The 13,401-nt window shown below is 70.4% G+C and carries 13 protein-coding genes; 7 read left to right on the top strand and 6 right to left on the bottom strand.

The genetic code is table 11. The features are described 5' to 3' along the window. Positions 1–42: 42 nt before the first annotated feature. The 3 genes from DJ69_RS14990 to DJ69_RS14980 all read right to left on the bottom strand — a co-directional run bounded on the left by DJ69_RS14990 (position 43) and on the right by DJ69_RS14980 (position 4,576). Entirely contained in the window at positions 43–675 is a 633-nt protein-coding gene (locus DJ69_RS14990; RefSeq protein ID WP_099256348.1) for a class I SAM-dependent methyltransferase, read from the bottom strand. Between the two features lie 83 nt (positions 676–758). Next, the gene (locus DJ69_RS14985) at positions 759–2,903 is read right to left on the bottom strand and encodes a type II secretion system F family protein (RefSeq protein WP_099256347.1); all 2,145 of its coding nucleotides are present in this window, start codon (positions 2,901–2,903) and stop codon (positions 759–761) included. Next, a complete protein-coding gene (locus tag DJ69_RS14980) occupies positions 2,900–4,576 on the bottom strand; it encodes a type II/IV secretion system ATPase subunit (RefSeq protein WP_099256346.1) in 1,677 nt (558 codons plus the stop codon). Before DJ69_RS14980 ends, DJ69_RS14985 begins: the two co-directional genes overlap by 4 nt. A 167-nt stretch (positions 4,577–4,743) precedes the next feature. Here DJ69_RS14980 and DJ69_RS14975 point away from each other — a divergent pair, with 167 nt between their 5' ends. Next, a complete protein-coding gene (locus tag DJ69_RS14975) occupies positions 4,744–5,202 on the top strand; it encodes a DUF5793 family protein (protein ID WP_099256345.1) in 459 nt (152 codons plus the stop codon). Between the two features lie 38 nt (positions 5,203–5,240). Here the strand turns inward: DJ69_RS14975 and DJ69_RS14970 are convergent, their stop codons facing one another. Together DJ69_RS14970 and DJ69_RS14965 are read right to left on the bottom strand one after the other, a co-directional pair. After that, positions 5,241–6,086, bottom strand: a complete 846-nt coding sequence (locus DJ69_RS14970; protein WP_099256344.1) for an SAM hydrolase/SAM-dependent halogenase family protein — start codon at positions 6,084–6,086, stop codon at positions 5,241–5,243. 94 nt (positions 6,087–6,180) lie between these two features. Further along, a complete protein-coding gene (locus tag DJ69_RS14965; protein ID WP_099256343.1) occupies positions 6,181–6,711 on the bottom strand; it encodes a nicotinamide-nucleotide adenylyltransferase in 531 nt (176 codons plus the stop codon). A 170-nt stretch (positions 6,712–6,881) separates the two neighbouring features. On the opposite strand from DJ69_RS14965, the gene lonB reads away from it, so the two are divergent. The 6 genes from lonB (at position 6,882) to DJ69_RS14935 (ending at position 12,886) form a co-directional block, all read left to right on the top strand. After that, positions 6,882–9,167: an ATP-dependent protease LonB gene (lonB, locus tag DJ69_RS14960; protein ID WP_099256342.1), complete on the top strand. Its 2,286-nt coding sequence runs from the start codon at positions 6,882–6,884 to the stop codon at positions 9,165–9,167. 23 nt (positions 9,168–9,190) lie between these two features. Continuing rightward, entirely contained in the window at positions 9,191–10,063 is an 873-nt protein-coding gene (locus tag DJ69_RS14955; protein ID WP_099256341.1) for a CPBP family intramembrane glutamic endopeptidase, read from the top strand. Positions 10,064–10,118: 55 nt separating this feature from the next. Then, on the top strand, positions 10,119–10,901 hold the full coding sequence (locus tag DJ69_RS14950; RefSeq protein ID WP_099256340.1) for a CBS domain-containing protein: 783 nt from the start codon (positions 10,119–10,121) through the stop codon (positions 10,899–10,901). Positions 10,902–10,967: 66 nt separating this feature from the next. Next, positions 10,968–11,222, top strand: coding sequence for a hypothetical protein (locus DJ69_RS14945; RefSeq protein ID WP_099256339.1), 255 nt, complete (start codon positions 10,968–10,970; stop codon positions 11,220–11,222). Between the two features lie 120 nt (positions 11,223–11,342). After that, positions 11,343–12,251, top strand: a complete 909-nt coding sequence (locus DJ69_RS14940; RefSeq protein ID WP_099256338.1) for an NOP5/NOP56 family protein — start codon at positions 11,343–11,345, stop codon at positions 12,249–12,251. Then, on the top strand, positions 12,248–12,886 hold the full coding sequence (locus DJ69_RS14935; RefSeq protein WP_099256337.1) for a fibrillarin-like rRNA/tRNA 2'-O-methyltransferase: 639 nt from the start codon (positions 12,248–12,250) through the stop codon (positions 12,884–12,886). Before DJ69_RS14940 ends, DJ69_RS14935 begins: the two co-directional genes overlap by 4 nt. 53 nt (positions 12,887–12,939) lie before the next feature. On the opposite strand, the gene DJ69_RS14930 is transcribed toward DJ69_RS14935, so the two are convergent. Then, positions 12,940–13,248, bottom strand: coding sequence for a cyclin (locus DJ69_RS14930; protein WP_099256336.1), 309 nt, complete (start codon positions 13,246–13,248; stop codon positions 12,940–12,942). Positions 13,249–13,401: the final 153 nt, after the last annotated feature.

Below are 13,401 nucleotides of genomic sequence, written 5' to 3'. Positions count from 1 at the left end.
ACTGTCTCTTTAATCCTCTCACGACGGTATCGGCGCTGATAATTACGGATCTGGGCCCGCAACGACCGCGTAGCAGTTCCCGCTCGAAACGGTCGTCTCGACGGGTTCGAGGGCGCTATCGGCGATGTCGCTCTCGAACTCCTCGGGCGAGTAGATGTGATAGTACCGCGGCACCGTTTCGCCGCCCGGGAGGGTCCAGTCGACCGTCGTGTCGAACCCCTCCTCCCGGTCGAACCGGTCGTGAGCCGTGCTCCAGACGCTCACCAGTGCGGTCCCACCCGGGGCGAGGGACCGAGCGAGTTCGTCGAGGCTCCGGACCCGAGCCTCGCGCGACGGGAGGTGATGCAGGGTGGCGACGTACACGGCGAGTCCGATCGTATCGGTCGCGATCGGCGGGGCCGCCGCGTCGCCGTGGACGAACGACGCGGCGTCGTCGAATCCGCGTTCGCGTGCCCGCTCGCCGGCTTCGCGCAGCAGTTCGCGGCTGAGATCGACGCCGACGACCGCGTCCGCGCGCTCGGCGAGCAGTTCCGTGTGCCGCCCGTTGCCACAGCCGAGATCGAGTGCGCGCGTCGCGGCGCGCCCGTCGAGAAACGACTCGACCTCCGGCCACGCGTACTCCCTCGTCTTCGAGAAGTGCGCGGCGATGCGGTCGTACGTCGACTGGGGGTCCATACCGGGCGGTCGGCCCGGACCGATTTAGCTCCGGTGGCCGCGATCGTCGCCGACGGCGACGCCGCCGCTCGTCCGACGCCGACTCACAGCGTCCCGATGACGAGGAACGTGGCCAGCGTCAACAGCAGCAGGACGACGACGTGTTTCACGCCGTCGTTGATCGCCCCCTCGCCGAGCTGACCGGCGACGAGCCCGGAGCAGACCGCTTGGATGGCGGCGGCGTGGAAGAACAGCTGCTCGTAGGCGCCCGCCTCGATGTCTCCGAGCCCCTCGGTGATACCTCCGGGGCCGCTCGGCGCGCCCGGGAGGCCGCCCGCCCCGCCGCCCCCGGCGGGGATCGCCGCCTCCTCGATCGCGGGGATGAACGACACCGACAGCGAGGCGATGATCCCGAGGAACACGAGGAAGGAGATGTAGATCACAATGAGGTACGTTAACATTACTTGTCTACGCTCTCGGCGGAGCGACCACGTCGCGCGCGCCTCGTCGGCCGCGATCCGGAGCACGGGAGCGATGTCGCCGCTGGCGCGCATCGCGTTCGTGATGAGCGCGACCCCCCGTGAGGTCATCGGCGACCGGACCCGCCGCTCCAGCCGCCGGAGGGCGGTGCTCACGTCGGCGCCCCAGTCGATGTCGCGCCGGGTGCGCCGCAGGTCGTCGCTCAGCGCCTCCAGGTTCGAGTCCGCGACGCGCCGAACGCTCCCGACCACCGAGGTGCCGGCCTCGTTGACGCTGGCGAGTCGGTCGAGGAAGTCGGGGACCGACGCCTCGATCTGTCTGACCTGCCGCTTGCGCGCCTCGTAGACGACGGCGTAGCTCGCGAGCACGAGCGCGGTCGCGACGACGACCGGCGTCTCGATCTGTGCGACCATCTCGGTCGGCGGGCCGAGGGTGATCGGGAAGACGGTCGCGAGGAGCCCCACGATCGCGAGCGGGACGGAGATCAGGAACACCGTGTGCGGCGCCTCGAGCGCGCTCTCGATCGGCGACGCGACCCACCCACGCAGCGTTCGTATCTCGTCGTACGCGCGGAGGCGCTCGCGGCTCGTCGCCCACCTGTCCTCGGCGGGCGCACCCCGGGCCACGCCGCCGTCGGCCTGCATCGCGTCGCCCCCGGAGGCCCCGACGCCGCTGCGCCCCGCGTTTGACCCGTCTTCGATCGCCTCCGAGAGGTCGACGGTCTCGGTGCCGCCGATCCCCTGCGTCACGCTGTCGACGTAGACGACGAACCCGAACGTCGCCAGCGGGACGCCCAGATAGACCACGACGCGCAACAGGGGGAGCGTGTCCTCCAACACGAGCCCGATCACGACGAGAATCGTGATGAAGAACAGCGGTCCCGCGACCAGCGCGGTGACGTACGCCTCCGCGAACGTGGAGAGCAGCTCGAGGTACTGCTGCTGTTTCGACTCCGCCTCCTCCTGGTACAGCTCGTACTGGTCGCTGAGGAACGCCGAGATGGGCTGGCCGGTGCCGAGCACGGACGCGAGGTTCTCCGCGAAGTCGGCGAGGTCCTCGCTGGGCGTGCGCCGCGACGTGCGCTGGAGCGCGGTGAGCGCGTCGGTCCCGAAGGCGTTCATGTCGCGGACCGCGACCGACAGCTCCGTCGCCGCCTCGCCGTACACCGCCTCGTTCTTGGCGAGCGTGTCCATCACGCGGGGGAACGGCATTCCCGACCGCGAGAGCGCGTACATGAACGCGACGGTGCGCGGGAGGGTGGCGTCGATCTCGGCCCCTCGGGTGTGGGCCCGCTGATCGAGCAGCTCCCATCGACCGTAGTACATTCCCACGGCGAGCGCGGCGCCGAGCGTCGCCGACGCCAGCGTCAACAGGAGGAACAGCTGTGGGAGCCCGAGCTCCGTGAGCCGGGTGACCACCGAAACGAAGCCGAGGGACGCGGGGAGCGTCTCGCGCAGGGTTGCCTCGCTCACGTCGAGCGCCGAGAGGAGCCCGGCCGCGGCGTACACGCCGATGACGCTGCCGGCGACGCCGAGCACGCCGGCGTACAGGAGCGTCTTGGCGGCGTACGCCCGGTGGGTGCCCGCCACGTGGGCGGCGCGCATCAGGTCGCGCTGTCGCTGGCGCCGCGGCCTGTCCTCCCCCACGTAGTCGCCGAAGAGCAGCAGCGCGATCCGGGTGACGGCCAGGTCGGTCCCGTCGTCGACCGCGGGCAACACCAGCGCCAGACAGCATCCGAGCGCCGCGAGCAGGGGGAGGTACGCGATCATCCGTCGCTCTGGCCGGCGCGCTTCTCGTCGCTCCGCGCTTCGGTCTCGTCGTCAGCCTCGCCGTCGCTCCGCGCTTCGAGCCGCTCCATTACGCGCTCCGAGTCGGCGTAGTACTCGTTGACGAGGGCGGTGAACGCCCGGTAGTCGGTGACCCCGAGCTCGCGGAGCAGTTCGAGGAACCGCTCGCGCCGGCGGATCTCCCGGAGGAGCTCCGACCGGGACCACCCGCGCTCGTCGGCGATCTCCTCCATGAGCGACGAGTCGTTCCGACGGAACTCGTCCGTCTCGGCGTTCCACTCGAACGCCGAGGAGTAGTCGAGCTCCCCGGTGCGCTGGTCGATCCCGCCGATCTCGCCGATCGTCTTCGCGCGCCTGACCCGCTGGTCGCCGGAGCGCGTCAGCGTCTGGATCGAGAGCATGTCGAGCGACTGGACCATCGCCCGCGGGACGTTGATCGGCTCGTTCTCCAGCCGGTTTATCACCGTCTCGATCGAGTCGGCGTGCATCGTCGAGAAGGTCGTGTGGCCGGTGTTCATCGCCTGGAACAGGGTGATCGCCTCCTCCCCGCGGACCTCCCCCACCACGATGTACTCGGGCCGGTGGCGCAGCGCGGACCGGAGCAGGTCGTACATGTCGATGTCGGCGCCCTCGTACCGGCGTTCGCGGGTGATCGAGGAGAGCCAGTTGTCGTGGTACAGCGAGAGCTCGCGGGTGTCCTCGATAGAAAGGATCTTCGCGCGCGGCGGGACGAACATCGACACCGCGTTCATCGAGGTGGTCTTCCCCGAGGCGGTGCCGCCCGCGAAGATGAGGCTCTTGTTGTGCTCGATACAGAGCCAGAAGTACGCCATCTGGGCGACCGAGAACGTGCCGTACTCCACCAGATCGATCGGGGTGAACGGGTCCTCGGCGTACTGGCGGATCGTGAACGCGGAGCCGCGCGGGGTCACCTCTTCGCCCAGCGCGAGCTCCGCGCGCGACCCGTCCGGCAGCGTCGTCTCCACCATGGGGTCGCCGACGGAGACGTGGCGCCCGGACTGTTGGGCGAGGCGAATTACGTAGTTGTCGAGCTCCGACTCAGCGAAGGAGACGTTGGTCTCGATGTCGGTGTAGTCGTCGTGGTACACGAAGATCGGGAGGTCGTAGCCGTCACAGGAGATGTCCTCGATGTGGCGGTCGTTGAGGAGGGGATCGACCTTCCCGTAGCCGCGGAAGTCGCGGTAGAGGTAGTACGCGATCGCGTGGAACGTGTCCATGCCGATGTCGACGCCGTACCCCTCTAACAGCTCTTCCAGCTCGGTTCGGAGGGTCTCCTCGTCGGTCCGACCGGTGCCCTCCCGGTAGAGGAGCGGGTCGCGGATGTCGTCGACCACGCGGTCGAGGAGGTCGGCCTCGAACCGGTCGAGCTCCGGCTCGACCGCGTAGTACCGGTGTTCGCTCTCCGCGTCGTCGTACGTGATCACGACGTACGCGTACGGGGCGTTCACCCAGTAGCGGTCGACCTCGCGCTCGCCGTCGGGAACCGCGAAGGGGGCGATCGGACCGTCCGTCTCCGGCCTGAACGGCCGGATGTCGAGGTTCGCTCCTCGAAGCACCTCCCACGTTCGCGAGAGCCGCCGCCGGAGGGCCTCGATGCGATCGCCGACCGCTCCCTCGCGCGCGTCACTCGCCATCGTCGTTACGGAGCCGTATGCGCCGTGGCGGTTTAAAATCCCCCCGGCGATTATCACCGACGACACCGGGCGGGCGCTGCGGGCACCGGCGCCGCGACGCCGGCGGCTCGACGGGGGTTCTCGCCCGTTACGTTCATACGGGACGACCGCAAAGAGCCTATTAGGCAATGCGGCGTGACTACTTCGAGCTGACCGTCGAGGGCGTCGACGATGACGACCGGCAGGCGACGCCGCTGGTTCGCATCGACTTCCACGGACCGGACGGGCTCCTCCGCGACCGGCTCTCCGGGACGGACGGCGACCTCCTCGCCGCCGACGATGTCGACGTGGCGTTCCGGCTCCGGGAGCCTCTCTCGACCCCGGACGACCCGGAAGGCGTCGTCGGCGTGACGAACCGCTACACCGGGGACTTCGTCCTCGAACTCAACGAGACCGCAACGGACGTGCTCCCGTTCATCCACGCCGCGCGCGACTCGGCGGGCGACGAGGACGCCCACTACCGAGTCGAGATCGACGTCGACGGCGAGCGGCTCGTTAGCTACGACAAACACACGTTCCTCGTGTACGACCACGAGGGGAACCTCCTGCGCAACGAGAGCCTGATCCCGTCGGGCGTCGAGCTGTGACCCCGGGTCGCTCTCTGTGAGACCGGTCCGCGCCTTCTTTAGACGCTGACGTTGTCGGCGACGATCCGCACCGAGTCCCCGGGCCGGAGGTCGAACGCGCCGTCGCCGCGCCCGTCGTTCACGTCGCATTCGACGTAGCCGTGGCTCCCCACCGTGACGAGCCGGTCACCCGGGTCGACCGCGCCGAACGTCTCGGCGACCGGGGTGAGCTCCTCGTTGATCCGGACCCAGTCGCGGCCGCGGATCAGGTCGCCCGGGACGTTGGTGACGACGTTGCCGAATCGGTCGATCGCGAGCACCTCGCCCTCGACGGCGGCCGGGTCGCCCGCGTCGTCGCGCTCGACGCGCGGCTCCGGAAGCACGATGTCGACCGGGTCGGTCGCCGGCGAGAGGTCGTCCATGGCGGCGAGCGCGTCCGAGACCTCCTCGGGCGTCGCCGCCGGATCGGCGTCGAGGGCGGTCCGGATCCGGGCCGCGGTCGGCGCGAACACGTCGCGGCCGTGGAACGTCTCGCTCGCGGGGTCGTCGACGTCGACGACGAACGCTTCGATGCGTTCCTCTCCCGTTCCCTCACCGCCTGCTCCGCCAGCGAGCGCCCGAGCCGGCGGCATCGCGAGCCCGTTGTCGGGGGCGACGATGACGTGCGAGCCGGCGCGGACGACGAGGGCGTCTCGGTCGGTGCCGACGCCGGGGTCGATCACCGCGCAGTGGACGGCCGGCGGGAACTCCGGGAGGACGAACCGGAGCCAGAAGGCGGCCGCCCGGGGGTCGCCACGCGGCAGGTCGTGGGCGATATCGACCAGTTCGGCGTCGGTGTGACGGCGGATCACTCCCTTCATCGCGGCGGGGTACGGCGAGCCGAAGTCGGAGGCGAGCGTGATCATACGCGATCCGCGGTCCGGCTCGTTGTTAAAAGGCAGGTGGGCGGCTCGCGCTTCGGAGGCGGGTGGGGCGCGTCGAGCCGGCGGCGCGAGCGTGTCAGGCGTCGAACGGCGTCTCGCTGTTCGCGTCGGTCTCCGCGATCCGCCGGATCCGCTCGACGCCGTCGATCTCCTCGATCACGTCCACGACGGTCTCGGGGACCAGCGCCTCCCAGTCGCGGCCGTGGATCATGCGCTCGCGGAGCTCCGTCCCCTCCAACACGTCGCGGCGGAACATGGGGGACCCACGGACCTCGACGCCGGCCTCCTCGAACAGCCGGACGACGAGCGGGTTGTTCGAGTACGCCACGTCGAACCGCGGGGTCATGCTCTGCACGTGGCCCACCCAGACGGAGTTGCGGTCGAGGTCCTCGATGGGGACGACGTAGGTGGTCACGTCGAGGTCCTCGACGGCCTTCGTCACCATCATGACGCGCTCGCCGGCCGTGAACGGGTTGCGGGTGGTGTGGGAGTCGCCGGCCGAGCCGATCCCCAACACGAGCTCGTCGACGTCGGCCGCGATCTCCTCGACCATGTGTCGGTGGCCGTCGTGAAACGGCTGATACCGCCCGATGTAGAACCCGCGCATAGATACACGTAGCGGGAGCCTCATTTATAAACCTCGTGGGACCCGTCGACGGCCGATATCGTGGGGTGTGAGCCGTATCGTGCGTGTTTTTGGAATTCTTCACGGAGCGTTCGCGGGGAGAAAGTATATCAGTAGCCGACCCTTCGTTTTTCGTAGCGAAACCCGATTCTATGAGCAACGAAAAGGACGCGAACGACCCGCCGACCGAGGACCCCGACGAGCCGGAGGAATCCGGTGTCGGGACCCCGGACTCGACGGGGAACGGCGAGGACGCCCGAGACGACGGCGCCCGCGCGCCGGCGGACGACGGCGTCGACGAGCCCGACGGCGCCGGCGATTCGGCCTCCGAGGAGGAGACCGTCGCCGACGATCCGGCCGAGCCCGACGAGGTCTGGGACGACGGGGTCGTCGTCGACGGACCCGGACCGGACGGCGCCGAGACGGGCCGCGAGGAAGCGAACGGCGCCACCCCCGAGGGTGTCACCGAAGCGAACGACGACGGCAGCATCGACGAGCTCGGCAGCACGGTCGAGGTCGAGGGTGCCGAGATCGACGAGGACCCCGACGAGGACGACCTCCTCGGCGGCCTCAAGATCGACACGACCGCCGAGCTCGAGATCCCCGACCGGCTCGTCGATCAGGTCATCGGGCAGGAGCACGCCCGCGACGTGATCATCAAGGCGGCCAAGCAGCGCCGCCACGTGATGATGATCGGCTCGCCCGGGACCGGGAAGTCGATGCTGGCGAAGGCGATGTCCGAGCTCCTCCCGAAAGAGGAGCTTCAGGACGTGCTGGTCTACCACAACCCGGACGACGGCAACAAGCCGAAGGTCCGGACGGTCCCCGCCGGCAAGGGCGACCAGATCGTCGACGCGCACCGCGAGGAGGCGCGCAAGCGCAACCAGATGCGGTCGCTGTTGATGTGGATCATCATCGCCGTCGTGTTGGGCTACGCGCTCATCATCGTCGGCCAGATCCTCGTCGGCATCATCGCCGCCGGGGTCGTCTACCTCGTCTTCCGCTACCTGAACCGCGGGTCGGACGCGATGATCCCGAACCTGCTGGTGAACAACGGCGACACGAAGACCGCGCCGTTCCGCGACGCCACCGGCGCGCACGCCGGCGCGCTGCTCGGCGACGTGCGGCACGACCCGTTCCAGTCCGGCGGGATGGAGACGCCCAGCCACGACCGCGTCGAGGCCGGGGCCATCCACAAGGCGAACAAGGGCGTGCTGTTCATCGACGAGATCAACACGCTCGACATCCGCAGCCAGCAGCACCTCATGACGGCGATCCAGGAGGGCGAGTTCTCGATCACGGGCCAGTCCGAGCGCTCCTCGGGCGCGATGGTCCAGACCGAGCCCGTCCCGACCGACTTCGTCATGATCGCGGCCGGGAACCTCGACGCGATGGAGAACATGCACCCGGCGCTGCGGAGCCGTATCAAGGGGTACGGCTACGAGGTGTACATGGAGGACACCATCGAGGACACTCCGGAGATGCGCCGGAAGTACGTCCGGTTCATCGCGCAGGAGGTCGCGAAGGACGGTCGCCTGCCCGAGTTCTCGGCGGAGGCGGTCGAGGAGATCATCCTCGAGGCCAAGCGCCGCTCCGGCCGCAAGGGCCACCTCACGCTGAAGATGCGGAACCTCGGCGGGATGGTCCGCGTCGCCGGCGACATCGCCCGCGGCGAGGACGCCGAGATGACCACCCGCGACCACGTGCTGCAGGCGAAGGGGCGCTCGCGCTCCATCGAACAGCAGCTCGCGGACGACTTCATCGAGCGCCGGAAGGACTACGAACTTCAGGTCTCCGAGGGGTACGTCGTCGGCCGCGTCAACGGGCTCGCCGTGATGGGCGAGGACTCCGGGATCATGCTCCCGGTGATGGCCGAGGTCGCTCCCTCGCAGGGCCCCGGCGAAGTGATCGCCACGGGCCAGCTGAAGGAGATGGCTCAGGAGTCGGTGTCGAACGTCTCCGCGATCATCAAGAAGTTCTCCGACGAGAACATCTCGGAGATGGACATCCACATCCAGTTCGTGCAGGCGGGCCAGCAGGGCGTCGACGGCGACTCCGCGTCCATCACGGTCGCGACCGCCGTCATCTCCGCGTTGGAGGACGTGGGCGTCGACCAGAGCCTGGCGATGACCGGCTCGCTGTCGGTGCGGGGCGACGTGCTCCCCGTCGGCGGCGTCACCCACAAGATCGAGGCGGCCGCGAAGGCCGGCTGCACCCGGGTCATCATCCCGCAGGCGAACGAGCAGGACGTGATGATCGAAGACGAGTACGAGGACATGATCGAGGTCATCCCGGTCTCGCACATCAGCGAGGTCCTCGACATCGCCCTGGAGGGCGAAGCCGAGAAGGACTCGCTCGTCTCCCGGCTCAAGTCGATCACCGGCTCGGCGCTGAAGGAGGGGAGCGTCTCCGGTCCCTCCAGTCCGAGCCCGCAGTAGGGTAACCCCCGTCGACCACTCCGATGCCCGACTGGGCGACGTTCGCGGTCGCGACCGTCGCCCTGACGCTGCTGCTCCTGTTTTTCACCCGTCGCTCGCAACGCATCCTCGAGCGCGCGCGATTCGTCGATTCGCGGGGTGACGCTCCCGGGGGCGATCGCGCCGGCGGCGCCGCCGGCGAGGGTCACCGCACCGCAGACGCCGACCTGACCCAGGGAGTCGATCGCCCCCGGGACACAGACCACCGGGACCGCCCGGTCCTCACGACGCGACTGCTCTTGGCCAACGCAGCCGTCTCGCAGGGGTTCGCGCTTGCGCTCCTCGCTGCGATCGCGTGGTGGACCGGGGTGCCGGCGTCGGCGCTCGGGGTCGGCGGGACGCACCCGACGCTCGGCGCGCCGGCGGTCGCCTCTCTCGAGCCCCGCGGACACGTCGCTCTCGGCGTCGTCGCGGGGGTCGTCCTCGCCGCGGGCAACCAGGCGAGCGCGCGGCTCGGCGCCCGGGTCGGCGTCGCCCCCTCGACGCGGCTCCGCGAGGCGATGGCCCCGACCGATCGCGGCGAGTGGGTCCTGCTCCTCGGCGTTGCGCTTCCGGTCGTCGCGGGCTTCGAGGAGGCGCTGTTCCGCGGCGCACTGACCGGGGCGCTGTCGGTCGGCTTCGCGGTCGACCCGTGGCTCCTGGTCGTCGCCTCATCGATCGCGTTCGGGCTCGGTCACGGCGCGCAGGGGCCGCTCGGGATCGCCGTCGCCGGCGGGCTCGGCCTCGCGCTCGGGGGGCTGTTCGTCGCCACCGGGAGCCTCCCCGCGGTCGTCGTCGCCCACTACGTCGTCAACGCCGTCGAGTTCGTCGCACACGAGCGACCGGGAGGCGTCTCGGTCGGGAGCGAACGCGGGTGACCGCGGCGCCTTCCGCCCCCACTTCTTTTTGTTCCGGCGGCGTCAACGTGGGACGATGAGCGGGAAACCGACCGTCGGCGAGTACATGACCCGCGACGTCGAGACCGTCAGTCCCGACGAGACGGTGGGAGAAGTCGCCCGTCGCATGGCGGAAAGCGACGGCCACAACGGGTTCCCCGTCACGCAGGGCCGGACGGTCGAGGGGTTCGTCTCCGCGGCCGACCTCCTGCTCGCCGCCGACGAGGCCCCGGTGTTCACCGTGATGTCCGACGACCTGATCGTGGCGCACCCGAAGATGAAAGTGACCGACGCCGCCCGCGTCATTCTCCGGTCCGGCATCCAGCGCCTCCCGGTCGTCGACGACGCTGACAACCTCGTGGGGATCATCTCGAACACGGACGTGGTCCGCTCGCAGATCGAGCGCGCCACGCCGAGCAAGGTCGGGAAGCTGATGCGCACCCTCGAACAGATCCACGGCGTCGCGCTCACGGAGGAGCGTCGGGAGGTGGAGCTCACGGCCCTCACGCCGACGCAGGCCCGCGTGTACGCCGACGAGCTGGAAGGGCGGCAGTACGAGCTCGAGCGGGGACTGGCCGAGCCGCTCGTCGTCATCGACAACGGCGGCACCCTCCATCTCGCCGACGGTCACCACCGCGTGATGGCGGCCCACGAGGCCGGGATCGACGAGATGGACGCCTACGTGATCGTCCCCGACCACCCGGTCGATCTCGGGATGGCCAAGACCGCCGAGAAGGAGGGCCTCGACGACATCACCGACATCGAAATCGTCGACTACGCGCGCCATCCCCTCGTTGAGACCACCAAGCGGCTGCAGTGACGGCGATTCCGCTTTCGTCCTCACACGGACGACAGGTTTTTGAGAGCTCGCAGCGAAGTGACGTGTATGAGATCCAAAATTAAGGGCGCGCTGTCCCGAGCGAAGTACGCGGCGGTCGGCGCCGCGGTCGGCGCCGCGGTCGGCGGTGTGGTCAGTCGGAACGCGGCGAGCACCGGCGGCGCGCTCGGCGGCCTCGCGGGCGCGACCGTCGCCGACGTGCGGAGCAACCCCGACGGCGTCTTCGCGGAGTTCCGGTCGTCGTCGGACGAGGCCGACGAGTCGGCGGACGCGGGCGAGACGATCGAACTGGCCGACGAGTAGTCCCGCGGCGGTCTCGGCTTTTTGCAGCCAGGTCTCAGCTTTTTGCAACCAACTTCACCGCCCGGCTTCCCGCCGACCGTTCGGGAACGCCTATACGACCGGACGGAGTAGCCACGGGCAATGAGTGACACCGACGACGACGCGGCCGAGGGCTGGTTCGCGAGCGGTTCGCCGGCCGGCACCGAGGCGGCGGGCGGCGACGGGGCGCTCCGCGCCCGAATCGCCGCCGGCGAGGCCGACGAGCCCCGCGATTGGCCCGGTCTCGCTGTCGACTCCGGATTCGCCGAGTCGCGCGACGACTACTACGACCGCCTCCACGAGGCGTCCGTGACGGCGACCCGCGAGGCCGTGCGCGAGCGCGAGCGCGCCGACGACAAACAGCTCGTCCACGCGGTGCGGGCGATGGACGACTGCGAACGCACCGCCAACGAGCTGGCCGAGCGCGCCGCGGAGTGGGCCGGGAGCCTCTTCGACGGCGCCGAGCCGGGGATCGAGGGCGCCCGCGCCGTGGCGGAGCGCGACCCGGACGGCGAACTGGAGCGGCGCGCCGTCTCGCTCGCGGCGCGCGTCGTCGACCTCGCCGCGGAGCGCGACGCGCTCGCCGAGACGATCGAGCGGACCGCGCCGGCGGTGGCGCCGAACCTCGCCGAGATGGCCGGCCCGGAGCTCGCGGCCCGGCTGATCGCCTTGGCGGGCGGGCTGGAGACGCTCGCGAAGAAGCCGTCGGGAACCGTCCAGGTGCTCGGCGCGGAGGACGCCCTGTTCGCGCACCTCTCCGGGCGCGCCCCCTCGCCGAAACACGGGATCATCTACACGCACGAGTACGTCCGGAACACCCGCCCCGAGGACCGCGGGTCGGCCGCGCGGGCGCTCGCCGGCAAGCTGACGCTGGCGGCCCGCGTCGACCACTACTCGGGCGAGCGCCGCGAGACGCTCCACGAGGAGCTCCGCGAGCGGATGGCGACGATCCGGGCGCGCGCAGAGAGTGGGAACGCGGGCGCCGCCGACGACACGGAGGGCGACGCGTGACCGACGCCGAGCTGCCCGCGGGCGTCGAGCGCCGCGAGATCGACGGGGAGACCCGTCTGGCGACCCGCGGCCCGCCGGTGTACGGCGAGCCGACCGCGGACGGGTGGCGCGCGTGGGACCCCGGTCGCTCGAAGCTCGGCGGGATGTTCGAACTCGGGTTCGAGACGGGGCTCTCCGGCGGGGAGACGGTGCTGTACCTCGGGGCGGCCAGCGGGACGACGGTCAGCCACGTCGCGGACTTCGCGGGGCCGACGTACGCGGTGGAGTTCGCCCCGCGGCCAGCGCGCGATCTCGTGGAGGCCGCCGACCCCCGCGACCGGCTGTTCCCGCTGTTGAAGGACGCGCGCACGCCCGAACGCTACGCGCACGTCGTCGAGAGCGACGTGGACGCGATCGTTCAGGACGTGGCGACGCGCGGACAGGCCGCGGTCGCCGTGCGCAACGCGCGGTTCCTCGCGGACGACGGGCGGCTGCTGCTCGCGATCAAGGCGCGCAGCGAGGACGTGACCGCGGCGCCGGAGACCGTCTTCGAGGGGGCGCTCGACCGGCTCCGGGAGGCGTACGAGATTCTGGAGACGGGACGGCTCGACCGGTTCCACGAGGACCACCTCGGCGTCGTGGCGACGCCGCGGTGATCGGCGCCGGTGTCAGCGACGGCGGCGCGAGCGCGACGCTCGAGGCGCCCGGGTCACCACCTCGGCGGCGAGAAGCCGGCGTCCTCCAAGATCGGCTTCCAGCGCTTCTGGACGGAGAGCCGGGAGACGTCCATCGCGTCGGCGACCGCGGACTGCGACCGCTCCTGACCGCGGATCAGCGCGGCGGCGTAGAGGCTGGCGGCCGCGGCGACGCGTTTTCCTCGCTCGTCGTCGGGAGCACGCGACAGGAACAGGTCCGTCGCCGTCGACAGCGTCTCGTCGTCGAGGTCGAGCGTCGCGCACGCGTCGTCGAGCCGGTCGATCCACGCCGCGTTGTCGACGCGATCGCTCGCACGGTACATGCCCCGCAGTTGGGCGCACCGGGTTAAAAAGGTCGCGCGGGATGTGAGCCGGACGCGCGTCGGGGGTGTTGGTCGGGCGCGCGTCGGGCGAAGAAGAGCGCGGAGGCGGCGAGGAGCGAGCGAGCGCCGCGCGCTTCCCCCGGTCGTCGCCCT

Source organism: Halorubrum persicum (assembly GCF_002727125.1).
In the GTDB taxonomy this organism is placed as follows: domain Archaea; phylum Halobacteriota; class Halobacteria; order Halobacteriales; family Haloferacaceae; genus Halorubrum; species Halorubrum persicum.
Note: the sequence above shows the minus strand (reverse complement) of the source record. Positions and strands in the feature narration are given on the sequence as shown.